The organism is Paenibacillus sp. sgz302114 (assembly GCF_056120345.1).
On the sequence record NZ_JBVYOI010000001.1, the window covers coordinates 82592 to 107311 of the forward strand.

Consider the following 24720-nt stretch of genomic DNA (forward strand, 5'->3'; position numbering starts at 1 on the left):
TAGAAGCCGAAAGGGGTATGTACGATGTTAAACGTAAAGCCTTATGAGTTTTGGTTTTTGACGGGGAGCCAGCATCTATATGGTGTTGAAACGCTGCAAGAAGTAGAAGCCCACTCGAAAGAAATGGTAGAAGGACTGAATTTGGATGCAGCCCTCTCCTATAAGATTGTGTTCAAGGCGCTTCTAACTACCCCGGAAGATATTCGAGCAACGTTGATTCAGGCGAATAGCGATGAGCATTGTGCGGGCGTCATCACGTGGATGCATACGTTCTCGCCATCGAAAATGTGGATCGGCGGATTGTCGCAGCTGAACAAGCCGCATTTGCATTTCGCGACGCAATATAACCGGGAAATCCCGTGGAGCACGATCGACATGGATTTCATGAACACGAATCAGGCAGCTCATGGCGATCGGGAGCACGGCTTTATTGGCACGCGTATGGGACGTTCCCGTAAAGTGGTGTTCGGACATTGGGAAGATGCATCGGTTCGCGCGCAGATCGGCAGCTGGCAGCGGACATCCGTTGCATTCTGCGAGAGCAAGACGCTTAAAGTCGCTCGTTTCGGCGACAATATGCGGCAGGTTGCTGTAACGGAAGGCGATAAAGTAGAGGCGGAAATTCGTTTTGGCTGGTCGGTCAACACGTATGGCGTTGGCGATCTGGTGCAGCGTGTAAACGAGGTATCGCAAGAAACGGTTGATCAGCTCGTTGCCGAGTACAAGGAGCTGTACACCTTGGTGGCGGATACCGAGGAGAAACAGAATTCGATTGCGTATCAGGCGCGGCTTGAGCTTGGCATGCGGAGCTTCCTGGAAGAGGGCGGCTTCACGGCGTTCACGACTACTTTCGAGGACTTGCATGGCTTGGATCAGCTGCCGGGTCTTGCGGTACAGCGATTGATGGCTGACGGCTACGGGTTTGGCGGTGAAGGTGATTGGAAAACTTCTGCTCTCGTTCGGCTGATGAAAATTATGTCTGATGGCAAAGGCACTTCATTCATGGAAGATTATACGTATCATCTGGAGCCGGGCAATGAACTGGTTCTTGGCGCGCATATGCTGGAGATCTGCCCGACAATTGCTGACGGGAAGCCGCGTGTTGAAGTCCATCCGCTTGGCATCGGCGGCAAGGCAGATCCAGCGCGTATGGTATTCAACGGCCGAAGCGGCGCGGCGATCAACGCAAGCATCGTCGATCTTGGGCATCGTTTCCGCTTGCTGGTTAATAAAGTGAATGCGGTCGAGGTAGCGCAAGAGATGCCGAAGCTGCCTGTAGCGCGTGTACTGTGGCAGGTGCTGCCGAATCTGAAGGACGGCGTCGAGGCGTGGATATTGGCCGGCGGCGCACATCATACCGGATTCTCGTATGAGGTTTCCTTGGAGCAAATGATTGATTTTGCTGAGATGTTCGGCATTGAAGCGGTTGTTATTGACGAGCGAACGGACCGGTTCAGCTTCCCGAATCAGCTCCGTTTGAGCCAGTCGGCTTGGAGAGTGTAGAGGTTTTGTAAGCTTGTTGAGTATAATCGGAAAAATAGGCAGGCTCTACAACAGAGGGGGACTTCGTGTCCCCCTCTGTTTTTTATCGCAGGTAGTTCACCAAAGAAGGGTACCTGGTGCCCTTCTTTGGTTAAACCTACGCGATTTCTTCCGATGAAGGGTACTCAGTACTCCACTTTGGCTCAACTTTCGTTATTTCTTCCAATGAAGGGTACCTGGTACACTTCCTTTGCTCAAACTCCCTGATTTTCTCCAATGCAGACTACTCAGTACCCTTCTTTGGATTAGACGTTAAGAGTTCCTTGCAAGGAGTTGCTAGTTAGTAACTTCATTAGCCAATGAAGTCCAGCAAACCAGCTACATTCGCACAATCCGCCGGATTTCCACCAATGTAGATCACTGGAGTACTCTCTTTCTCTCATCCCGTCGAAATTCCACCAATGTAGATCCCTGTAGTACTCTCTTTTGCCGTATCCCCTCCGATTTTCCGCTCTCTTCACCTCACCTTCGCTCTTTGCATATGAAGGCCAAAGCTTGCCTGCTTCTTCATTTTATCTTCATCCGATCTGAATATGTTCTTGATCTGCTTGCCGTATAATGAGAATGTTTGGATAGACTAATTACGACATCCGTGAAACGGGAGCAGCAGAATGAAAACGATATTGATTGTCGAAGACGAGGCTATATTGCGTGAGATAAGTAAGGATTATTTTTTGAGTGAAGGCTATAAGGTGCTGGAGGCGGCGGACGGGAAGGCTGCGCTGGATCTGTTTCAAGCGCATGAAGTCGATCTGATCGTGCTGGATATTATGCTGCCTGAATTGGACGGGTGGTCGGTATGCCGCCGTATTCGCAAATCCTCTGACGTTCCGATCATCATGCTCACTGCCCGCGTCGATGAGGATGACACTCTGCTTGGGTTTGAGCTGGGAGCGGACGACTATGTGACGAAACCGTATAGCCCGCCTGTTCTGCTCGCAAGGGCGAAGCGTCTGCTTGAAAGCCGCAGCAAGAATGGCAAGCCGGCTAAGCCGGAGGATTCCATAGAAGTGAGTGGCATCAAGGTTCATTATCCGTCGCGGACTGTTGCGATTGACGGGACTATCGTAAACTTCACGCATACCGAATTCGAGATTCTAACTTATTTTATGGAGAATCAAGGGATTGTCATTACGCGCGAACAGCTGATTACCAAGATTTGGGGCTACGAATATGCGGGTGATGACCGTACGGTGAATACGCATATCCGCAACCTGCGCACGAAGCTTGGAGATAGAGCAACCTCAATAGTCACAATCGTGCGGACTGGCTACAAGTTCGAGGCGCAAGCATGAGAAGCTCCATTGTGTTCAAACTGTTCATATTGACGACTGCGTTGTGCATGCTCATCTTAGCAGTCATTTATATCGGCCAAACTTATTTTTTCAAAGACTATTATGCGAATCGCAAAGTGAGCGACTTGCAAGCGAAGATGGAGGAATTCAAGACGGCCTATATGGATGCTAAGGGGAATTCGCTTGCCATCCAATCGCTTGAGCAAGCTTTCTATAGGAATAACAATGTCACGATTACAGGCCTGGATCACGACGGCAATCTTAAGGATGTCAATGACTTCTACCTGGAGATCCGCATGCTCAAGGCTTTGACGAAAGAAGAAGAGAAGGAGCGCACGAAAGTCCCTCTCTATCAGCTCATGAACATGGAGGAGGCCGCCTCGGGACAAGCGTTAATTGCAATTGGTGACCAAATCATGGTTACTGGGGTAAAAAGTAATTCTATACTCACTCCCATTGTGGTGCAGCATCCGTCTGGGGAATTGTTGTATGCCAATGAGTTATTCAAGCGTAAAGTTTCCAAGGGCATTGAGAGAGCTGGTTTTATAGAAAAAAGAAAACCAATCCCCTTAGATCCATCGTCATTGGTGAATTTATTTGGAGCTGTCACGGACATCCGGCTTCCAAATGGCGGTGGGTCATCAGACTTTATCTATTCCAATAAACTCTTCCTGGAACAAATCAATGCCTTTCAAGAGCAGCTGTTATTCGAGGAACGTAAGCTTAAGGATACGCTTGTCATCCAAGATTATGAGCAAAATAACGTGAAATACAAGCTGTTCATCCAGCCCGTTCATTACGATAATGGTACGACCAATTATATCTTCGCCATGGCATCGCTGCAGCCGGTCGACGAAGCTGTGCAGATGGTAAAGGACTATTATGTGTACATCGTTCTGTTCGTTATTTTGCTTGTGCTGATTGCCTCGCTGTACTATTCCTTGCAGATTGCAAGGCCGCTGCTGCGCATCAACCAAACGACGAAGAAAATCGCGAATCTCGATTTCTCGGAGACGATTGCTATTCGTTCCAAGGATGAGATCGGAGATCTGTCGCGCAATATTAACCAGTTATCCGCTACGCTGCATTCTTACATCGGCAAGCTGCAGGAAGATATCGAGAGAGAGAAGCAGCTTGAAACGACGAGGAAAGAGTTTATATCGGGCGTATCCCATGAGTTGAAGACTCCGCTGAGCGTGATGAAGAGCTGCATATCGATCCTCAAGGACGGTGTAGCCGCGCATAAGAAGGACCATTACTTCGAAGCGATGGAGAAAGAAGTCGATAAGATGGACCATCTCATTGTCGACATGCTGGAGCTTGCAAAATACGAATCCGGTACGTACAGGATGAAGATGGATGCGTTCTTCATTGATAAGCTGATCGAGTCCGTCTGTGAGCAGCTGTCGCATGAAATCGCAGCGAAGCAGCTGCGGTTAACGATACAGCTCGTTCCTGCTCTAGTCGTTGCTAATCAACCTCGGATTGAGCAAGTCATCACGAATTTCATGACGAATGCGATCCGCTATACGCCAGACAAGCAAGAAATCGTTGTTTCCACGACAGATGGAATAAATCAAATTGTCGTCTGTATCGAGAACAAAGGTGCTTGGATCGCTGAGGAGCAGCTTGATAAAGTGTGGGATCGCTTCTATCGCGGCGATACGGCGAGGCAACGATCCGATGGCGGAACAGGTCTCGGACTTGCCATCTCCAGGAATATTCTGGAGCTGCATGGAGCAAAGTACGGTGCAGCCAATAAGAAGGATGGCGTTGCTTTCTACTTCAGCTTGAATAAACAAAGTTAATAGGATGCTGCCTCGTAGCCGCATGTCTTGAAGGTGAATTTTGCCTACTCGACATGCGGTTTTTATTCGATTGAAATCTTTATTTCATCTTCATTTCGGCTCCATTTCGTCTTAATTGGCTGTCTATATGATGGTTCTATGAAAACAACGACTAAGTATATAGCAATAGCCATTGTCGGAGTCCTATTGTCAGCAGGCCTATTCCAAATTCAAACCGAAGGAGCAACGAAAGCGAAATCAAGTGTTAACGAGTCAAAGACTACAAAGGCGAGTAATGAGAGAAGCTTGCCTCTGAAAGGCAAAACAATTGTTCTCGATCCTGGACATGGCGGCAAGGATGTCGGTTCCACCGGCGGCAATGGAACGTACGAGAAAGACGTTACGCTGCTTACAGCGCTAAATGTGAGAGAAAAGCTGGTCCGGCAAGGTGCGACTGTTGTAATGACGCGCGATGCCGATTCGACAATTTCGCTGAAAGAAAGAACGGCTGTAGCGCAAACAGATAATGCAGATTTATTCATCAGCATCCACTTCGATGCGTTTCAGACGAGCGATGTGTACGGGATGACGACGTTCTACAATAAGCCGCAGGATCAGAAGGTTGCCCAGAAAATACATGACCAATTATTCAAACAGGATATGAATACGAAGGATCGAGGCGTAAGGTTCGGCGACTATCATGTGATCCGTGAGAACGCGAAGCCGTCTGTTCTGCTGGAGCTTGGATACATTTCGAATAAGAACGAAGAAACGAGAATGCAGACGCAGTCATTTCAGAATCAAGTATCAACGGCAATCGCAGATGGCGTTGTCAACAGCCTTCGTTAACAGGTGGAGGGAGAGGACAAGCCATGCAAGCCATGCAAGCCATGCTTCGTGTAATCATGCGGCGACACGGCGTCGTAGCTATCTGGTTTCTAGCTCCCAGCACGATTGGATTTTTGGTCTTCTACTTAATTCCTTTTGCGATGGGCGTCTGGTACTCCTTTCTGGATCGGCCGAATGACGGTTCATTCGTCGGGCTTGCTAATTATAAGGAGCTGCTGGCAAGTGATTCCTTCCGAAAAGCAGCCCAAAATACGTTCCTGTTCACTTCAGTGAGCGTTCCGATCACGATCGCAATATCGTTATTGCTTGCCTTGCTGCTTAATCAGAACATCTACTTCCGCAATTGGCTAAGAACCGCTTACGTATTGCCGCTTGTCGTACCTGTCGCTTCAGTCGTTCTCATCTGGCAAGTGCTGTTCGACTGGAACGGAGCTGTGAACAGCTGGCTGCACGGATTCGGCCTGTCGCGAATCGATTGGATGAAGTCGGAATGGGCGAGAGGTGTACTATCTGTCGTCTACGCCTGGAAGAACATGGGGTATAACATCATCCTGTTCCTAGCCGGCTTACAGAATATTCCCAAGGACTATTATGAGACGGCAGATCTTGAAGGTGCAGGTGCATTTCATAAGCTAACCCGCATTACGCTCGTTTATTTGACGCCAACGATGTTTTTCGTTGTCCTGATGGGACTCATCAGCTCGTTTCGGATATTTAGGGAAACGTATTTGATCGCGGGCGATTATCCCCATGACAGCATTTATATGCTGCAGCATTATATGAACAATATGTTCTTGTCGCTTGATATTCAGAAGCTTACTTCGGCTGCCGCAGTGATGGTCGTTTGCCTGCTCATGCTAGTGTCTGGAATGTTTGCGCTAGAACGGCGATTTACGAAAGATTTGGATTGAGGGGAGGTGCTTTGTGATTGAGAGCTGCCCTTACGAAAGGGGCGATCACGTTCGTTCTTGCCCTACTTGCGACGCTGATGCTGCTGCCGATTATTATATCCTTCACCAATTCGCTCATGATGGAACAGGAGATCGGATCGAACTATGATTTGATCGGGCAAATGACGAATACGGCAATGGGCGGGAAGGATGCATTCGTCAATTTGAAGCTTATACCTGATTGGGTGTCGTTAGAGCAGTACTACAAAGTGTTAATCGCGACTCCAATCTATTTGAATCTATTCTGGAATTCGGTTTATATGGTTATGCTCATCATCGCGGGGCAAGTCATCGTCGGCGCGCTTGCGGCTTATGCTTTTGCCAAGCTCCGCTTTCGGGGGCGAGACCGGATGTTCTTCGTTTACTTGATCGCCATGTTAATGCCGTTTCAAGTGACGCTCGTGCCGAACTATATCATTGCGGATAAGCTGGGACTGCTTAACAGTGCGAGTGCCATCATTCTTCCTGGTATCTTCGGCGCATTCGGCGTGTTCATGCTAAGGCAATTCATGCTTTCGATTCCGACCGCTTACGTTGAAGCAGCTTATATGGACGGAGCCGGACATTTTCGCATTTTTCATCAAATCATCATTCCGCTTATCAAACCAGGCTTGGCGGCTCTCGTCGTTCTCTTGTTCGTCGATTATTGGAATATGGTGGAGCAGCCGCTTATTTTTCTCGAGGACGACTTCAAACAGCCGCTATCTGTCTATCTTTCTGTCGTCCAGCAAGAGGCAAGAGGCATAGGCTTTGCAGCGTCCGTCTTCTACATGCTTCCGATGGTGCTGTTATTTATATATGCAGAGTCTTATTTTATCGAGGGCGTTCAAATGTCCGGCATCAAAGGGTAGGAGGTTCAAGCAGGTGGAAATGCAGGATATGGAGCACGCAGTCACTGGCAGGAAGAAGAAGCTTCGACTGATTGCTGCTTTGTTTGTTAGTGGATTAGTGCTGCTTACTTTGTTCAGTAACACGCTGCAATCGCTGACTTTAACGAAGGTGTGGACAATGGTCGGGAGGCAGGAAGAACTTGTTCAGAGCTATACCGGAAGCGGTGTACTGGAGCCGGTTACAGAAGCGGCGTTATCGAACAAGGCAGGTTGGACCATTCAAGGTGTCAAAGTCAAAGCGGGAGATGTCGTTCATAAGGGGCAAACGCTTGTCGTTTACGAAAGTCATGAAGCCGAGAATCGATATTTGGATGCAAAAGCTCAGCTGGAGCAGCAGCGATTAGCCATTCAAGGGTTACAAGACCGATATGTTGAAGCCGCATCTAGCGGTGACGATATTCAATTGCGAGGTGCGAAGCGGGATCTTAAGAGTGCGCGTCTGACGATGGAGATGCAGCAGCGCAATCTGGATAGCATGAAAGCCGATATAGTCAGCAATCACGGGCTGAAAGCGCCGTTTGATGGCGTTTTGACGATGGTAGGTGCCGTTGTTGGGATGGCTTCAGGCAGCGCTGGTCCCGATGTTCAAATGACTTCCTCATCTAACGGCTATCGCTTGGCATTGCAGGTGCCAGCTGCAGTTAGCGAGCATTTGACAATCGGACAGAAGCTGGACGTACAGGTTGGTCAAGCGGGCGGCGCGAATTCGCTGGAGGGGATCATTTCGGGAATGGAGAACAAGGAATCCCAAATAAACATCTTCATTAAAGTGAACGATGAAGCCCTCCGTGGAGGCGAACAAGCGCAGCTCGACCTCAGGTTTGATTCAACGAGTAAAGGTGGAGTGCTAATTCCGAGCAGTGCGATTCATAAGGAGGGCACACAAACGTACGTTTACGTCGTCGAGGAGCGTAAAGGTCCACTTGGGAATACAAGCCATGTTCGCAAGACGCCTATCGAAATTGGTGAATCGAATGAGTTCGAAACCGTCGTATTGCAGGGGATTTTTCCAGACGCGCCGATAATCCTGACAAGCAGTGAACCGGGGTTGATGGACGGTGAGCGTGTTCGGGTTATGACTCCTTGATCGTTATCAAAATTGGAAAGTGGGAATGGATATGAATCGAGTTCTAATGGTACTAATGAGCTTTATCGTGATATTTTCGTTATCGGCATGCAAGGGTGGTAACAGCAATAACGGCAATAACAACGCTTCAAAGCCAACATCTTCAACGGAGGCAAAAGAGCAGCCCAACAATACGAGCAATCAATCAAGCTCGGAAGAAAGCAAGAGTGGGGATTCAACTACGGTCCCGGGGCTGGAACCGCTAGATGACAAACCAAAAACGATTGTCGTATCCATTCTTGGTATTACGCCTTTCTACAAGCTTGCAAAAGAAAAATATGAAGCGCTGCATCCGAATACGACGATTCAATTCAAAGAATTTACTTCAGGCGCTATGCTGAGTGCTTCCGAAGTCGAGAAATATATTAAATCGACGACTACCGAGGTGTTATCAGGTAAAGGAGCGGATTTATTCGCGTTTACGACTGTCGAATTACCCATCGATAAGTACGTTAATCACGGTGCGTTCGAGAACGTGTACGATTGGATGAAACGGGATGCCGAATTCAATCAACAGCAGTACCAGATGAACATTATGGATGGCTCGAAGATGAACGGCGGCCTCTACATTATGCCAGTAGAATTCTACTTGGAAGCTTTGTACGGTGATATGGATGGACTTAAGGAAGCGGGCGTTACGATTGACGACAAGAACTGGACGTGGAGCCAATTCACCGAGATCAGTAATCAGTTGGCAGCTAAGCACGGAAGTACCTACTCCATGAGCTTTTTGCCGCCCGAGGCGATGATCAACAATCTCGTGTCGGACAACTATAACCGATTGATTGATGGGGCTAGTGGCAAGGCTTCGTTCGACACGCCATTCTTTACCGGATTATTGGCGGAAGTGAAGAAAATGTACGATGAGAAGGAGCTCAGAGGTGACAACGCCCAATTCAGGAAAAGTCTCATATCCTATTCCTTAATGACTTCCCCGAGCGATTATCTCGTAAGACTTGCGTCTTACTTCAAGAACGGTAAGGTCTATCAGAAGCCGCATCCTTCAGATCAAAAGTCAGGCATTTCTTTCCTCGTGACGAATCAAATCGCTATGAATGCTCATTCGGAGGTCAAGAGGGATGCGTGGGAGTTTATGAAGTTTCTTCTGTCTGAGGAGATGCAAGATTATCCTCATCAAACGGGGTTCTCGATGAATAAAGCGGTGAATGAAAAGGCAATCGAGAATGTAAAGAAGAATGGCGTTGATAAGAACGTAGGTGCTAAAGGCGGAGATGCAGTTGTCACAGTAACAGATGAGAAACTTGATGTTCTCCGGGACATGCTGTCCGTAGCGAGCTTAAGAAATATGGGCTACGAAACGACTGTTCAGAAAATCATTGCAGAAGAAGTTAAAGCGTTCTTCGCTGGGCAGAAATCGGCTGGTGACGTAGCTAAGCTGATACAGAATCGGGTCACGACTTATTTAAATGAATAGATGGTGAGCGGGATAAAGCATATGAATAAGCGCTGAAAGTGTGCTTGAGCATGCGGATGCTGATGCTGAGAGATCATATATGTGCTCTCAGTGCCGAAATGAGGCGAAAAAGGAGCCGAGAGAACACATGTGTTCTCTCGGCTTTAGAGCTTTGGTTAGTTGTTCGGATTCGGCGCGAGAGAGCGGCCGTTCAAGCTCTCGGATGGTGGTTCTCCGCGAAGCACGGCATTTTAAGTTGCGAGAGAGGCTTTTTCCTCTCTCGGTATGGTTTTTCTGTGATTTCAGCGCTGAGAGCGGCTTTTCCCGCTCTCGTTGGCCGTTTCGCCAGCGAAGTATGTTTTTCTCAGCTGGGAGCGAGACGTTTCCCGGATTGCTGGCATGCTTTAACGTTTGCTACGGAGGCTATTTAGCATAAAATCGCACTTTTGAAGTTGTAACGGTTGTCAGTAGCGCTATTTGGCGATTGGGGGGCGAATTGTTGCGATTTGGGCCAAATAAAACCTCGGGCAACCGTTAGATTTCGATCAAGGTGAATATTGTGTTATTAGGCACTATGGCAACCGTTGCGCGACCAAAACACTAGGCGAGCGAGCTAAAAGCCCTCGTGGTGCGAGCAGGCTCAAAAGCTCATGGAAAAATGCTGAGAGATCAAATACGAGCTCTCAGCCCAAAAATCAGCCGATTGAAGCTCTGAGAGTGCAGATTCAACACTCTCAGATAAAGAATCTGCCGATAGCGGCCGCTCAGCAAGGAAAATCGGCAGTTCGTGCCTTCGCGAAGAAAGAGAGAGCCAATAAGCTCTCTCTTTCTTCGCGAATACTTCGTCTCTTACTCATTAAGAAAATCGATAAGTGCTAAACCTAATCGCATTGTGCACGCTAGTCCAAACATCGTTACTCTCTCCGCCCATATACCAATAACCGTAGCCTGCAACGCCTTGCATCTCGCCGAGGTTTATTTTTTGGGATAGTGAACGTCCATCCTCAAGCCACATTCGGTTTGGACCGCCTGAATCATAATATCCGCCGTAATATTGGCTCAGCTGATCGTCCCATAGCAGCATGATGTTCTTCGACAAGACAAGCTGGTTCTGCTGAACGAGGCTAATATCATGTGATTTAGCCGTACCATCGCTATTGGTAGCCCAGCTGCGCGTATACAGCGGCAGAGCGAGAATCACTTTATTCGCAGGAGCTTTTATCAGCAGTGATTCGAGCCCTTTGCGCACCCAAGGCAGCGAAGAGACTGATCCTCCCTCAGGATGACCGCCCCAATGCTCGTCATAGCCCATCAGAACGATATAATCGGATTGCTTAGCCAGAGCAGCATAATCGAACACGTCTGTCCAATCCGTGCCGCTATCAGGCGAGACGTTGACGGACAGCACGGCTGGAATAGCCTTCAATTCATCATGCAGTGCTTTAATAAAAGCAGTGAAGGAATCTCGATCCTCCGGAAGCATGTTCTCAAAATCAATATTCAAACCATCAATGCCGTTGGTCCGCACACGGGTTGCCAGCTGGCTTACGAATGCAAGGCGCTGAGCCTGACTCGATAACATCGTATGAGTGGCGACTTGATCCGAGTGATTGCCGACCATCGCCCACACGGATTTTCCTTGTTGATGGGACCAGGTCAAGAGAGAAGCGTCCATATGATCCTCGATGCTGCCTGCCTTACTTAAATAGAACCAAAGCGGGGATAATTTATTTACTCCCGACTGGGCAACCTGCTGTTCAAATTGCTTGGTCGTTTGACCATATTGCCAGCCTAGCTGAATGCGTGACGGCTGCGAAGCCTGCAATTGCGCTGTCCATCCGCTATGCGTCCATGCTCGGTTCAGCAGCACGGCTGCTTCCTGTCTTGTAATGAGGTCCTGCGGCAAAAAGCGACCTTCATTGCCCGCAATCAGTCCAATTTGAGACAGGCGATAGACGGAGGACTTCGCCCAAGCACTGATCTGATCCTGATCCAGAAACAGCTTATCCGGCATGCTCTGGGAGGGGTCTGTAGACTGCTTCAAGGCTCGCGTCATGATGACGGCAGCTTCCTCGCGAGTCACGGATCGGCCTGGTTCGAACTGTACTGCGGTAGTTCCTTTCGCGATGTTCAATTGTACAGCAGGCTGTATCCACTCGTAGTACCATGCCTTCTTCGGCACATCTGCAAAGGCAGGAAGAGGGCTGGCAACAGGCTTTACACCGAGCAGCCGATCAATCATTGTGATGAATTCCGCTCTTGTAATCGGTTTGAGCGGTGCGAATTGGCGGCTCCCCATTCCGTTCATGATGCGGTTCTTCGTCATGTTTATAATGGCAGCTTGCGCATAATTAGGGCGAATATCGTCATACGGAAGCGCGCTGACAGCTCCCGCAGATGTAGTATGAGGATAAGTCGTTAACGCGATACTAAGCAAGATAATGAAGGGAATGACCGGTAATCGGTTCCATTTGTTAATGTGCAGCATAGCTCAAGAACTCACCTTTCTAAGACTAGCATGTAGGTTCTAAGGTTCTAAGCTTCTAATAGTAATCAAATGTCTCGCGTTAGCCTAGTCTAAATTATTGGTATTGCTCTGATCTGTTACTTTTGATAAGATGATCTGGACTTATTAAACGATTTTAAAAAGTAGATGCATATGGATATAGAGGGGGCTTGACCGTGATGACGAATGAGCTTAAGACGCCAAAAGAAGCAAAAGAACGTTTGATTTACCGGATACGCGCAGGACTCATCATGTTGGGAAGCGCCACGAAAGCAGAGCTTAGTCAGCGGCTTGGAATCAGCTTCCCGACCATTAGCAAGTTCATCGCGCAGATGGAGAAGGACGGAGAAATCCGTTATTCAGGAGACGATGATTCCAGCGGAGGCAGAAGAGCCAGACGGTATTCCTATGATACCGAGTATATGCTTGGGTTAGCGGTCTTCGTCGAGAAGGATGAGACCAAGTATTCGATATTCAACTGTGTTGGAGACATTATCGAACAAGGAACGAATCCAAGCGTGCTGCAGGAGGATATGGAGCTGCTCGCTAGCCTGATTGAAGATTTGATCGAGAAATACCCAAGGCTGCGATCGGTCGCGATCGGTGTGCCCGGCGCTGTAGACAATGGCAGAATCATCTATATCCCGCCGTATAAACAGTATCAGGACTATGACTTGAAAGAAGAATTCGAAGCCAGATTCCAAATCCCGTTCGTCGTCGAGAACGATATGAATGCTTCGGTACTTGGTTATGCATCGAACTTCGAGCTTGAGAATGAATCGCTTGTGTATTTGTATTTCGGTCAATACGGACCGGGTTCTGGAATCATGATTAATGGCGATGTCGTGCGTGGGAGCACGTTCTTCTCCGGTGAGATCTCGCTCGTCCCTCAGTACGATAGCCATAATTTCCTGCAAGCGCTGCAGGGGGATGAGCCGCATCGCCGAATCGTACTTTCCGGGGACAACCAGATTGATGCGGTCGCACGCTTAATCGCCACAATGGGAGCTATCCTCAACCCTCGGGCCGTTATTTTCAACGATGATGAGGTAGATGAAGAGCTGCTGGCGAGAATCGCGGAACGAAGCGTTGCATATATTCCACAGAAGCATTTGCCAACGCTTCTGATGAGCAACTGGAGGCAGGATTACTTGTCGGGCTTGCAGCATTTGGCGCTTAATCTCATGATTACGGAATGTTGCTAAGGAGGGGAGCTTGACGATGGCAACTATTTTTCTCGTTTTGATCTATTTAGCGTTTATTAGCCTTGGCATTCCGGACTCTTTGCTTGGGTCGGCATGGCCTGTCATGCGGCCTGACCTTGGCTCAACATTTGGTTTTGCGGGAGTCTTGTCGATGGTTGTCGCTGGTGGGACGATCGTATCCAGTCTCGCATGCGGGAGCTTGGTTCAGCGTATGGGGACGGGTAGACTTACGCTTGTCAGCTGCTGCCTGACTGCAGGAGCGCTGCTTGGTTACTCCGTAGCACCTTCGCAAATCTGGCTCATCTTGCTGGCCATTCCACTTGGACTTGGCGCTGGCGCGATTGATGCGGCGCTGAATCATTATGTAGCGGAGAATTATAAGGCCCATCACATGTCCTGGCTGCACTGCTTCTGGGGCGTAGGAGCAACGATGGGACCGATTATTATGAGCTATTACATCGCTGAGCATAACTCCTGGAGAAATGGCTATACAGCGGTATCGATCATCCAGTTCTCGCTTGCCATCCTGTTGCTTGTGACGCTCCCGTTATGGAAACGAGTCGCGACGATTAGGGAAGCGGAACGCCTAAGCAGCAAGGGCTCGCAGCTAGGCGGCGACGGTGGTGAGGATTCCTTGGAATCCGCTCACGATCTGCCGGCGGAAGGCAGCTCCAAAGCAGGTGTGCTTCGGATAAAAGGCGTCAAACAGACGTTGATCGCCTTCTTCTTCTATTGTGGCGTTGAAGCTACGGTAGGTTTATGGGGCGCCAGCTATCTTGTCGGTGCGAGGGATATGACCGCCGAGTCAGCTGCTGGCTGGATCTCGATCTATTTTGGCGGAATTACAGTAGGCAGGTTAATTACCGGTTTCATTACGATGAAGATTCACAATCGGTTGCTGATCCGGTGCGGACAGATAGTTGCCATTGCGGGCGGTCTGATGCTGTTTCTTCCGCTGCCGCAGCTTTTCTTGGTGGGGCTCGTTCTAATTGGGCTTGGGCTTGCTCCGATCTACCCCGGCTTGATTCATGAAACGCCGGCGCGTTTCGGACGAGAGAGCGCGGCCAAGCTAATCGGTTACCAGATGGCCACCGCTTATACGGGAATCACGTTGCTCCCTCCGCTATTCGGATTTATTGCTTCACGGACGAGCATCACGGTTTTCCCATTCATAGTAGTTGCATTCCTTGTCATCATGCTGCTGAGCGCTGAGAAAGTGAACAGCTTATTGAAACGAACACCGAACTTATCGACCTCATCTAAATAAAATAAATCGTTTTGAAAAAGCTAAAGGCGGATCTCCCTGCGTGAAGGGGATCCGCCTTTATTTGTTGTTAGCCAAGCTGCACATAGAACGTGGTCTTCTCGCCCTGCGTGCTTTTCGCATAAATTTTGCCCCGATGCTGCTCGACGATGGACTTTGCGATGGCGAGGCCAAGGCCGTAGCCGCCATTCTTGCGGGTGCGCGAGGCGTCGCCGCGGTAGAAACGGTCGAAGATTTTGTCGATTTGATCGGCAGGAATGCCGGGACCGGTGTTGGTCATGGACAGCTGGATATGACCTTGATGTCGTTTGAGTGCAAGCTGAAAGGAGCAGTTCGGGTTTGAATATTTTATCGCGTTATCAAGCAGAATCATAACGACTTGTTTCATCTGTTCACAATTGCCTGTGACGGACAGGTTCGGCTCGATGTCGTATTCCAATTTAAGCTCCTTCTCGAATATGACCGCTTCCATCGTGAGAATGACGCTTTCCACTGCTTCGCTGAAGTCGACATGCTCGATCAAGTAGCGGTCCGCCAATCCATATAGGACTGAACCGACAATCGTTAAGGATAGGGTCAAGCCGACAATGAGCTTTCGCCGTGATTTTCTTTTCTTTGGATTTTTCATCTGTAAGTCACTCCTCATAAGCAATAAGCTTTTGCGATACCTTTACAATAGGCGGCGTAACTTAAATGCAGCTTAAATGAAATTCCAAACCTCAAAAAGCCCGTCCACTAGCATTAGCTGACCGGGATTTTGTATAATGAACAAGAGATGGACAATACTAGCAGATGGCAAACAAGGTCCTTAGTCTCGAAATGGCGTAATTGAAAATAGTTATCAGTTAGAGGCGAAAAAGGCTTGACAAAAAGCCGTCTGAGAATTAATATCAGTTTAGAATTATTTTAAATAAACACTCTCTAGGAGGAACTATCAATGTCTCTAATCGGAAAAGAAGTACTACCATTTAAAGCTCAAGCTTTCCAAGGCGGAAAATTCATCGAAGTAACAGAACAAAACCTTAAAGGCCAATGGAGCGTTGTTTGCTTCTACCCAGCTGACTTCACATTCGTTTGCCCGACTGAGCTTGGCGACCTGCAAGATCAGTATGCAACTTTGAAATCTCTTGGTGTTGAAGTGTACTCCGTATCGACAGATACTCACTTCACGCACAAAGCATGGCACGACAACTCCGACACAATCGGCAAAATCGAATACATTATGATCGGCGATCCTACGCACACAATCTCCCGCAACTTCGACGTATTGATCGAAGAAGCTGGTCTGGCTGACCGTGGTACGTTCATCATCGATCCAGATGGCGTTATCCAAACAGTTGAAATCAGCGCTGGCGGCATCGGCCGTGATGCAAGCACGCTCGTGAACAAAATCAAAGCAGCTCAATACGTTCGTAACAATCCAGGTGAAGTTTGCCCAGCGAAATGGCAAGAAGGCGGCGCTACACTTAAGCCGGGCCTTGACCTCGTAGGTAAAATCTAAGGAGCGATCCTAATGGTGTTAGATCCCGAGATTAAAGCACAATTACAACAGTACCTTGCTTTGATGGAAGGCGACGTGCTTATCAAAGTTCAAACAGGCGATGATCAAGTATCGAAAGATGTTCTTGAGCTGATGGATGAACTGATGAGCATGACTTCCCGCGTCAAGGTCGAGAAAGGTGATCTACCGAGAACGCCAAGCTTTAGTGTGAACCGTCCAGGTGAAGACACAGGCATTGCGTTCGCCGGTATACCGCTCGGCCATGAGTTTACTTCTTTCGTGCTCGCGCTGCTGCAAGTCAGCGGCCGGGCTCCGAAAGTGGAGCAGGAAGTTATCGATCAGATTAAGCGCATCAAAGGTGAATTCCAGTTTGAATCGTTCATCAGCTTAAGCTGCCATAACTGCCCGGATGTCGTGCAGGCGCTGAACTTGATGAGTGTTCTCAATCCAGGGATTTCGCACACGATGATCGACGGCGCTGTATTTAAAGACGAAGCCGAGAGCAGAGACGTGATGGCTGTGCCATCCGTGTACTTGAACGGCGAATTCTTCGGCGGCGGCCGTATGACGATCGAAGAGATCTTGGCGAAGATCGACACGAACCGTGACGATTCGGAGCTGTTCAACAAAGAACCGTACGACGTGCTCGTTGTCGGCGGCGGTCCTGCTGGCGCAAGCGCAGCGATCTATGCAGCCCGTAAAGGGATTCGCACAGGAATCGTCGCTGAGCGCTTCGGCGGTCAGGTGATGGACACTGTAGGCATCGAGAACTTCATTAGCTTGAAGTACACCGAGGGTCCGAAGCTTGCAGCAAGTCTTGAAGAGCATGTGAAGGAATACAACGTTGATGTGATGAAGCTACAGAAGGCGAAACGTCTCGAGAAGAAGGAACTCATCGAGGTTGAGCTTGAGAACGGCGCTGTCCTGCGCAGCAAGACGGTTATCCTGTCCACGGGTGCCCGTTGGCGCAATGTTGGCGTTCCGGGTGAAGCGGAGTTCAAGAACAAGGGCGTAGCCTATTGCCCGCATTGCGACGGCCCATTGTTTATCGGCAAACGCGTAGCGGTCATCGGCGGCGGAAACTCCGGTATCGAGGCGGCAATCGACCTCGCGGGTATCGTTGGCCATGTTACTGTTCTTGAATTTCTTCCGGAGCTTAAGGCGGATGCTGTGCTTCAAGAGCGTCTGTACAGCTTGCCTAACGTAACGGTGCATAAGAACGTTCAGACGAAGGAAATTACGGGTACGGACAAAGTAAACGGAATTACCTACATCGAACGCGATACCGGCGACGAGCAGCATGTCGAGCTCGAAGGCGTATTCGTCCAAATCGGTCTTGTTCCGAACACGGATTGGCTTGGCGAAGACATCGAGCGTACGCGCATGGGAGAGATCGTGGTGAACAGCCACGGCTCATCAAGCGTTCCTGGCGTATTCGCGGCAGGCGACTGCACGAATAGCCCGTTCAAGCAAATTATTATTTCGATGGGATCGGGCGCTACAGCAGCACTTGGCGCATTCGATTATCTAATCCGGAATTAATAGCTGACTTATATCGTTATTTAAGGCCGTCCCAGCACTTTGGTGTGGGGCGGCTTTTTTTTTTTTTTAGGGATGCTCTTATTTCAATTCCACGATCCGATTGAGATCTGTGCCTTCCGTATTTTTGCCTAACAGTCTATTGAATAAGAACTTAGCCATCTTAAATTTATTGCCTGTATCCCAATACTCGGCTGTTTCGGCCTTTACTTTAATGAGAACGAGGTTTGGATCGTCATAGGTAGTCTCTAGCAGCTGTTCATAAGCAGGACTCCAAAATTGTTTAAGCTTCTCAATGCTCTCTACGAGCTCGGCTTCTCCTCGAATGGAGACGAATGCTTTACCCGCATATGCAACATTGACCTGCCGATTGTGAAGCAATTCATGGAATTTACCGGTATCCTTCTTGGTGAGGAACCAGAGGTTTCCGTCAAACTCGACCTCTTGCGTTTTCATAGGGCGTGAAACGAGCCCCTCATCGGAAACGGTTGTCAGCATAGCGGTGCCGATGTCTTTAATCAGATCTCGAACCGTTTCGATATCCTTCGTATTCGAATTGGAATCCATCTATTTGATCTCCTTTTCTTAATTATTAACCGAAGGTTATTATTTCCATGCAGCTAATCCAGTATTCATGCAAGGAACTGCCGCAGACGCCGAAGCGCTTCGGCTGCCGATGTTTCGTTATACTTCGCAGAATAAGGGTCGCCGAATCCATGCTGTCCATCGAGCTTATGTACCTCGACGTTGGGCTTACAACTCAGAGCAACAATTAAATCATCTATTTGGAAGGACGCTTCCTCTTGTGGGAAGAACAGTAGTGCCGGGGAAGCGGGCGACACTTCCATATAGCTTCGGATACGAGATCCATAATATCCGACGATGCCTCCAACAGACGGTTCTTCGCTGCAAGCCCAAGCGATCGTTGCTCCGATGCTGAAGCCGACCAGAATAACGCGGTGGTAGGCTCCCCCAATCTCCGATAACAGCCGTCGAACCGAAGCGGCAGCTCCTGTAAATCCAACCTCCTGCATGAAGTGGGCATAAGCTTCCTCCTCCTCTGAGTAGGCGAATGGCGCTGCCCGATTTAATAGATTCGGGCAGCACACATCAAGACCGAAGCCTGCTAACTCGTTGCAAATGAACGCCATATGGGCGTTGATTCCGTATATTTCATGCAAGACGATAATCGCGGTATCTGAGCCGTTTCGTATATGCAGCATAGCGTGGCCTCCTGTAGCTGAACAATTTTTATCCTCTAAGATAGCAGGATCGGCTAGTCATTGTCCACTTCGTTATGCTAATGTGAAATCGTCGGCAATTTCTTCCATGCCGCGAATCGTCTTGCCAACAGAGGGAGGAATAATGATAATGTCCAAAGCCATTTGGTCCGAACAAGCGCCACAATTCCCATTGCCGTTCTCACACGCAGTGATCGCAGGTGACTTCGTGTATGTAGCTGGGCAGGTTGGTGTATTCCCGGATACCCGTGAAATCGCAGGGAACACCATTGAGGAACAGACGAAACAAACGATTGCGAACATCGAAATAATACTGAAGACAGTGGGGCTAACGCTCGATCACATTGTGAAAATGGATGTCCATTTGAGCAAGTCTGAGGATTTGCCAGCTTACAATAAAACATATGCAGAGCTGTTTAATCAACCCTATCCCGCTCGAACGACTGTTGTGAGCGGAATTGGCGATTATCTGATTGAAGTCGATTGCGTCGCATATGCGCCGCAGACGCGCAGTAGAGGATAAGTTTAAGATTAAGCGGTGGGGCCCTTTTTTGCGCGGAACGGTTGAAGACAGTGGGCCATATACTATTGGAGCTGTAAGAAACGCACGTGCTTTTTTCGTGGGAAAGAGGGAGAACGCTATACATCCTTATTATGGTTACGGGTACCCGCAGCCTGAGCAGAATGCCAATGGGTTTCGCCCCTATTGGCTTACTCCATACCGGGCACCGACAACGCCGGACCCGTCTGACGTCACACGGTTTAAACATTCCGCGAATCAATTCATGGTGCCAACGCTTGAGATGTATCATCTGCTGACACAACTGTCGCAAAGCGCTGATTTAGCGAGGAACATTAAGGAAGCTGCGTCAAAGAGCGAGCATAGCAAGGTTGTAAGCTTGATCCAGTCGGCTGGTGTGAAGACTCCGTTCGGCCTCGCTTATTCGCCGGAAGGGTTGATCATGACGTTCAATCCCGCGGACCAATCTGCTTGTTTTTCCATCCGCATGTCCTTGTGCTGGTGAGTGTTTGGACATAAGAAGAAGCGTGCGAATCTCGCACGCTTCTTTCTATTTACCAGTTCAGCTTGGAGAAATACTAGAAAGTATCGCAGCTGAAGGATTTCCGCGTGACGGTGCCTCCTTATGAAAACGTAGAAAATCTGTATGTATGATATATAAAGCATGCGCGAATAAGAGGATTATTTTTCATAGATTTGAAGCTATATTACATGTCGGTTTATGTATTATACAGGAGCATGCCTCGTTACTATAATGAGAACAACAAAGGGGGAGCAAAATGAATTTGATATCCAACTCGCCGCCATTCCTTAGCCTCAATCCAGCGCATATCCTCTTAGTCGAAGATAATGAAATCATTCAAGAGGTCATGAAGACTATACTTACGGACATGGGGATGGAAGTTGACATTGCGAATCATGGCGAGGAAGCGGTTCATAAGGCTGCTTCCAAGCGGTATGATGCTATATTGATGGACCTGCAAATGCCAATAATGGATGGCTATGAAGCAGCAAGATTCATTCGTGCGAATGAGAGCGGACGGGAAACGCTGATTATAGCAGTAACAGCCGAGGCGATTGAAGAAGTCAAGGAACAGGTGCGGGAGGCAGGCATGAATGCTTGCATGTCCAAGTCGTTCGCTCCAAGAGAGCTATATAACGTGCTTCAGAAGGTAATCCGGCGCTCTGAACAGTAAGAGTTTCGTTCCCAATAAGGGGCTGTTTAACGGAAACGCCAAATGCGTTCTTGAAGCCAACCAACAAAAAAAGCGTGCGGCTGCACGCTTTTTTGCTTTGCTATCAAACCTTATGATTATTCTCCGAAACCTCATCCTTCGTGTCGGAGACGAGCTCCTTAGCGGAGGTTTTGAACTCATGCAGCGTGCGACCGACCGCACGGCCTAGCTCAGGGAGCTTGGAAGGTCCGAATATGATAAGAACGACAACTAGAATCATCATTAGTCCTGGCAAACCAATATTTTGCAGCATGCGGATCATCTCCTTTAGAAATTAGTCTTGGTTATGCTGGCTTGGGTAAGCGGCAACGGCTTCGATCTCGATCAGCCAATCTGGACTTACAAGACCTGCTACGCCGACAGTAGAGCGGGCGGTCTTCGTCGGATTGGTCTTCGTGTTGAAGTACTTGGCATACGCCTTGAACCAGCCGTCATAGTCGAACTTGCCTTCCTTCGCTGCGTCCGGGGCAATGTAGACACGAAGGTAGATGACATCCTTCATGGTGAGCCCTTGCTCCTTCAGCTGCTTCTCAATGTTCTGCAAAATGCTGGTTCCCTGCGCTTCGGTGTCTCCGTAGCGTTCATAGATGGTTTTGCCATCTTTATTAATGACGGAAGGCGTCGTACCGCTCGTCGAGAAAGTAGCTGCACTCGCGGGCAGAGCAACCGCGCTTGCGATTGAAGATGACGGACTGCCATAGAATTCCGGTTCATAAATGGGAGTAAGCGGCAATTTATTCGGCGTGATAGCGGCATACACAGTAGCGGTAGCGGCTAGAGAAGAGATAACGACTGCTCCGATGGTGATTTTAATTTTACGAGATAGTTTCATGTTCATTCTTCTCCCTCCTATTCTTTCATGACGCGCTCGTGGATGTCGGTAACGACCTCACGCGCGGATTCGATTGCGCCTGCCATCCAGGCCGTAATGTAGCTAATATGCTCGCCGGCGAGGTAGACGCGGCGGTCAGGCTTGCAGAGCACCGGATAATTCGTCTTCCGGTCGTCAGCAGAGTACGAAACCCAGCTGCCCATGTTGTATTTGATTGTTTTCCAGTTGACGGAGAAGGACGACTCGAATTCGTTGTAATATTGCGGATGAATTTTGGAGCCTTGAGCAAGGGCGAGCGCTTCGCGATCCTTGAAGGATAGCGCGCCGAGTTTGTCCGCCTTGGAGCCAAAGGCATAGTAGCCGAGCAGCAAGCCTTTCTTGGCAAAATAGTTGGTCGGCGGGTAGTAGATGGACGAGATATCCATATTCGTAAGCGTGTTGCCGCCGAAGATGAGGTCGTCCTCCTCCCAGAACCGGCGCTTGAACTGCAGGCCAATCTTGCCGGCGTTCGCGTAGTTCGTATTGTTGATCGCCTTCGTCATCTCCTGCGACAGGTCGTGCTTGATCGTCTTCAGCACGGACAGCGGAATGGTGCAGATGCAGAAGTCGCCTTCGATCTGCTTCGCTTCCCCGCTCAGCAGATCAGTGTAGGAAACTTGCACCTTATCGTTGACATGCTTGATCTCGGTCACTTCCATGTTGTGCTTAATGCGGTTGCCGAGCCGTTTCTCGAACGCCTTCGGAATCGCGTCGATGCCGCCGACGGGGTGGAACATCATCATTTGCTGGTCGTACTCGTATTCACTGCTGAAGTAGTTCGCGAAGCCGGAGTTAATGATCGCCTTCATGTCGAACGGATCTCGAATGACGCCTGCGTCGAGGCGCGAGCCCGGTTCGTCTTTGTAGCCGCCTCGCGAGGAGCCTTTGTAGAACAAGTCGGCGTCCAGATTGCCTTCGGAACGGAGGTAGGCGACAATCTTCTCCTTCTCCTCTGGCGTAACTGGCAGATCAAGTCCCGGCTGGTTAATCGCCTTTGCCAGCAACTCGCTAATATAGCCTTTCGCATCGGCCTTCGCCGCTCGTTTACGGACAGGTGTGTTCGAGAGCGTGCTTGGCACGTTGTCGTTGTAGTAGTAGGCGCTCTCGTTCAAGTTATTGAACGGCTCCATCTGAATGCCGAATTCACGGCAATATTCCATCGTGACATGGAACTGAGGAATGCGCATACAGCCGGCATTCAAATAATGGCCGTCATCGAAGCGGGCAACCTGCTTCTGCCCGCCGACCTCGGTAACGGTCGTGCCGCGTCGTACCGACCAGTTCCGTCCGCCAGTGCGGGCACGGGCTTCGAGAATCGTGCAATCGTAGCCGGCTTTGCCGAGCTCGTAGGCGGCGGTCAGACCGGCGAGACCAGCGCCGAGAATGACGATCTTCTTGCCGGAACGGCTCGTGCCTTTAAGGTCCCAGCTAGAAGGCGGCGTATATTCCGCGGCCTTCATCGTTTGCGGCGTGAACAGCCCCATCGTGCCCATAACACTGAATAAGGCAGCGGTCCCGCCGACTCTGCCGACTGTCGTCAGAAATTGGCGGCGTGATACTTCATTTGGTGTTTCTTTCGTCTCCATGCTTCTTCAGCTCCTTTGGTGGACCAGGTGTCCGTCTCTGTGGAGAAATGTAACATGGAATTTTTGAACAAATCTAATATTTTGTCAGAAAGTCTAACATCAATAAATTTTATATATGCGATAAATAATGTGAATTGAGTGAAACTGAAATAGCTGAAATCGCGCGCCACTACAACGGTTTTTGACTGGATTTCATTAGAAGAAAGAGGTATAAATTACCATATTAGCTACGGTTCTGGGTGTTCAGTCCCATTGAAAAATCTGTGACATGCTGATATCATTTCGAATCAAGAAGAGTTTGTGTTAGGTTTCATGACATAAAACTCGTCTCTCGACTACGATACGCACGAGGGGAGGCCGTTTAAACGATGCATGCCAAGGTGATGAGCATTGGAACTGTATGCGACTTGACAGGTTTATCGGAAAGGCAAATTCGGTACTACGAGGAGAAGCAATTGGTTTTTCCGGTACGATCGAAAGGCGGCGCGCGTAAGTATTCGTTTGATGATGTAGAGAAAGTGAAAGAGATTCACGGGAAGCTGCGAGATGGATTTCATACCTTCGAGCTTCGCAAGGGCGGATGGGTGTGCTGCGAATGAGCCGAGTGGAAGAGACGATGACGCTCATCTCCCATTTGACGGATTTGCGACGGAGGATTTGGCGAAGCCTTGCGGTGCTGCTGCTGTCGCTTGGCGCTGGGTTGTACCTGTCACCCAAGGTGCTGCATTATTTGAAAAGCGTCCCGCCAGCCGCAGATATGACCTGGAATGTCTTCTCTCCGTGGGACGGCATTCGAATGTACATGACGATTGCGTTTGTATTCGCGCTAGCGATCTCATTGCCTTTCATCCTCTATCAATTATGGGGCTTCGTACGTGTCGGGCTGCATCCCGAAGAACGTGCTGCGGCGTTGCGTTACGTTCCGTACAGCGTGATATGCTTTCTACTAGGCCTCGCGTTCGGATATTTTATCGTATACCCGATGAGCTTTGCCTTTACAACAAAGATTACCAAGAGCTTGCAGCTGGTGGAGACTTACGGGGTTGCGCAATATTTCGGCTTCATGTTCAGTATTATTATTCCGCTTGCCATTGCCTTTGAGCTACCTGTTGTTGTGATGTTTCTGACAAAGATCGGCGTGCTGACTCCTCAGGTGCTTCATAAAATGCGGCGTTATGCGTATCTGGTGCTCGTGATCGTGGCAAGTCTGATCTCCCCGCCAGAGCTGATCTCTCATATGATGGTGTTTATTCCGCTCGTTGTGCTTTACGAGGTGAGCGTATTGCTGTCCCGCATCGTGTATGGACGGAGAAGAGGAGCAGCTATGGTCGAAGCTTCAGGCGCGTAGCAGGCAATAGAGTTACAGAAGAACTGGGCTCCGATTGGAGTTCGGTTCTTT

24 protein-coding genes are annotated in these 24720 nt (G+C 49.1%); 17 read left to right on the forward strand and 7 right to left on the reverse strand.

Translation table 11 applies throughout. From position 1 onward, the window contains the following. Window positions 1–24 precede the first annotated feature (24 nt). The 8 genes from araA to AC0LWF_RS00410 all read left to right on the forward strand — a co-directional run bounded on the left by araA (window position 25) and on the right by AC0LWF_RS00410 (window position 9874). Complete coding sequence (gene araA, locus AC0LWF_RS00375) at window positions 25–1503, forward strand: L-arabinose isomerase (RefSeq protein WP_474649600.1); 1479 nt, start codon at window positions 25–27, stop codon at window positions 1501–1503. Window positions 1504–2153: 650 nt separating this feature from the next. Continuing rightward, the gene (locus AC0LWF_RS00380) at window positions 2154–2837 is read left to right on the forward strand and encodes a response regulator transcription factor (protein ID WP_474649601.1); all 684 of its coding nucleotides are present in this window, start codon (window positions 2154–2156) and stop codon (window positions 2835–2837) included. After that, complete coding sequence (locus tag AC0LWF_RS00385; protein WP_474649602.1) at window positions 2834–4645, forward strand: sensor histidine kinase; 1812 nt, start codon at window positions 2834–2836, stop codon at window positions 4643–4645. The genes AC0LWF_RS00380 and AC0LWF_RS00385 overlap by 4 nt, the downstream gene beginning before the upstream one ends. A 138-nt stretch (window positions 4646–4783) precedes the next feature. Beyond that, a complete protein-coding gene (locus AC0LWF_RS00390; protein ID WP_474649603.1) occupies window positions 4784–5473 on the forward strand; it encodes an N-acetylmuramoyl-L-alanine amidase family protein in 690 nt (229 codons plus the stop codon). A 23-nt stretch (window positions 5474–5496) separates the two neighbouring features. Then, window positions 5497–6384 carry a carbohydrate ABC transporter permease gene (locus tag AC0LWF_RS00395; protein ID WP_474649604.1) on the forward strand — a complete coding sequence of 296 codons (888 nt, stop codon included), beginning with the start codon at window positions 5497–5499 and terminating at the stop codon, window positions 6382–6384. Window positions 6385–6461: 77 nt separating this feature from the next. After that, the gene (locus AC0LWF_RS00400; protein ID WP_474650438.1) at window positions 6462–7274 is read left to right on the forward strand and encodes a carbohydrate ABC transporter permease; all 813 of its coding nucleotides are present in this window, start codon (window positions 6462–6464) and stop codon (window positions 7272–7274) included. Between the two features lie 19 nt (window positions 7275–7293). After that, window positions 7294–8400, forward strand: a complete 1107-nt coding sequence (locus tag AC0LWF_RS00405; RefSeq protein WP_474650439.1) for an efflux RND transporter periplasmic adaptor subunit — start codon at window positions 7294–7296, stop codon at window positions 8398–8400. A gap of 31 nt (window positions 8401–8431) precedes the next feature. Next, the gene (locus tag AC0LWF_RS00410; RefSeq protein WP_474649605.1) at window positions 8432–9874 is read left to right on the forward strand and encodes an ABC transporter substrate-binding protein; all 1443 of its coding nucleotides are present in this window, start codon (window positions 8432–8434) and stop codon (window positions 9872–9874) included. A gap of 835 nt (window positions 9875–10709) precedes the next feature. Here the strand turns inward: AC0LWF_RS00410 and AC0LWF_RS00415 are convergent. Further along, on the reverse strand, window positions 10710–12341 hold the full coding sequence (locus AC0LWF_RS00415; protein WP_474649606.1) for an S-layer homology domain-containing protein: 1632 nt from the start codon (window positions 12339–12341) through the stop codon (window positions 10710–10712). A gap of 197 nt (window positions 12342–12538) precedes the next feature. Between AC0LWF_RS00415 and AC0LWF_RS00420 the strand changes: the two genes are divergently transcribed. Together AC0LWF_RS00420 and AC0LWF_RS00425 are read left to right on the forward strand one after the other, a co-directional pair. Beyond that, complete coding sequence (locus AC0LWF_RS00420; RefSeq protein WP_474649607.1) at window positions 12539–13564, forward strand: ROK family transcriptional regulator; 1026 nt, start codon at window positions 12539–12541, stop codon at window positions 13562–13564. A gap of 16 nt (window positions 13565–13580) precedes the next feature. Next, a complete protein-coding gene (locus AC0LWF_RS00425) occupies window positions 13581–14831 on the forward strand; it encodes an MFS transporter (RefSeq protein WP_474649608.1) in 1251 nt (416 codons plus the stop codon). Window positions 14832–14898: 67 nt separating this feature from the next. On the opposite strand, the gene AC0LWF_RS00430 is transcribed toward AC0LWF_RS00425, so the two are convergent. Further along, the gene (locus tag AC0LWF_RS00430) at window positions 14899–15456 is read right to left on the reverse strand and encodes a sensor histidine kinase (protein WP_474649609.1); all 558 of its coding nucleotides are present in this window, start codon (window positions 15454–15456) and stop codon (window positions 14899–14901) included. Window positions 15457–15765: 309 nt separating this feature from the next. Here AC0LWF_RS00430 and ahpC point away from each other — a divergent pair, with 309 nt between their 5' ends. Together ahpC and ahpF are read left to right on the forward strand one after the other, a co-directional pair. Then, a complete protein-coding gene (gene ahpC / locus AC0LWF_RS00435) occupies window positions 15766–16329 on the forward strand; it encodes an alkyl hydroperoxide reductase subunit C (protein WP_474649610.1) in 564 nt (187 codons plus the stop codon). Between the two features lie 12 nt (window positions 16330–16341). Beyond that, window positions 16342–17871, forward strand: coding sequence for an alkyl hydroperoxide reductase subunit F (gene ahpF, locus AC0LWF_RS00440; protein ID WP_474649611.1), 1530 nt, complete (start codon window positions 16342–16344; stop codon window positions 17869–17871). Window positions 17872–17949: 78 nt separating this feature from the next. Here ahpF and AC0LWF_RS00445 read toward each other — a convergent pair whose 3' ends face one another. Beyond that, window positions 17950–18435 carry a pyridoxamine 5'-phosphate oxidase family protein gene (locus tag AC0LWF_RS00445; RefSeq protein ID WP_474649612.1) on the reverse strand — a complete coding sequence of 162 codons (486 nt, stop codon included), beginning with the start codon at window positions 18433–18435 and terminating at the stop codon, window positions 17950–17952. A gap of 65 nt (window positions 18436–18500) precedes the next feature. Beyond that, window positions 18501–19091, reverse strand: coding sequence for a dienelactone hydrolase family protein (locus AC0LWF_RS00450; RefSeq protein ID WP_474649613.1), 591 nt, complete (start codon window positions 19089–19091; stop codon window positions 18501–18503). Window positions 19092–19239: 148 nt separating this feature from the next. Here AC0LWF_RS00450 and AC0LWF_RS00455 point away from each other — a divergent pair, with 148 nt between their 5' ends. The 3 genes from AC0LWF_RS00455 to AC0LWF_RS00465 all read left to right on the forward strand — a co-directional run bounded on the left by AC0LWF_RS00455 (window position 19240) and on the right by AC0LWF_RS00465 (window position 20825). Beyond that, entirely contained in the window at window positions 19240–19632 is a 393-nt protein-coding gene (locus AC0LWF_RS00455; protein WP_474649614.1) for a RidA family protein, read from the forward strand. Window positions 19633–19729: 97 nt separating this feature from the next. After that, window positions 19730–20134: a YuzC family spore coat inner layer protein gene (locus AC0LWF_RS00460; protein WP_474649615.1), complete on the forward strand. Its 405-nt coding sequence runs from the start codon at window positions 19730–19732 to the stop codon at window positions 20132–20134. 274 nt (window positions 20135–20408) lie between these two features. Then, entirely contained in the window at window positions 20409–20825 is a 417-nt protein-coding gene (locus AC0LWF_RS00465) for a response regulator (RefSeq protein ID WP_474649616.1), read from the forward strand. A gap of 103 nt (window positions 20826–20928) precedes the next feature. Here the strand turns inward: AC0LWF_RS00465 and AC0LWF_RS00470 are convergent, their stop codons facing one another. The 3 genes from AC0LWF_RS00470 to AC0LWF_RS00480 are packed head-to-tail and all read right to left on the reverse strand — an operon-like array spanning window position 20929 to window position 23321. Next, window positions 20929–21117 carry a twin-arginine translocase TatA/TatE family subunit gene (locus tag AC0LWF_RS00470; protein ID WP_474649617.1) on the reverse strand — a complete coding sequence of 63 codons (189 nt, stop codon included), beginning with the start codon at window positions 21115–21117 and terminating at the stop codon, window positions 20929–20931. A 21-nt stretch (window positions 21118–21138) separates the two neighbouring features. Further along, on the reverse strand, window positions 21139–21702 hold the full coding sequence (locus AC0LWF_RS00475) for a RidA family protein (protein ID WP_474649618.1): 564 nt from the start codon (window positions 21700–21702) through the stop codon (window positions 21139–21141). Between the two features lie 11 nt (window positions 21703–21713). Continuing rightward, a complete protein-coding gene (locus AC0LWF_RS00480; RefSeq protein ID WP_474649619.1) occupies window positions 21714–23321 on the reverse strand; it encodes a flavin monoamine oxidase family protein in 1608 nt (535 codons plus the stop codon). A 368-nt stretch (window positions 23322–23689) separates the two neighbouring features. On the opposite strand from AC0LWF_RS00480, the gene AC0LWF_RS00485 reads away from it, so the two are divergent. Continuing rightward, window positions 23690–23920 (forward strand): MerR family transcriptional regulator, encoded by a 231-nt coding sequence (locus AC0LWF_RS00485; RefSeq protein WP_474649620.1) that lies wholly within the window; start codon window positions 23690–23692, stop codon window positions 23918–23920. Continuing rightward, a complete protein-coding gene (gene tatC / locus AC0LWF_RS00490; RefSeq protein WP_474649621.1) occupies window positions 23917–24669 on the forward strand; it encodes a twin-arginine translocase subunit TatC in 753 nt (250 codons plus the stop codon). Before AC0LWF_RS00485 ends, tatC begins: the two co-directional genes overlap by 4 nt. The last annotated feature ends 51 nt before the right edge of the window (window positions 24670–24720 follow it).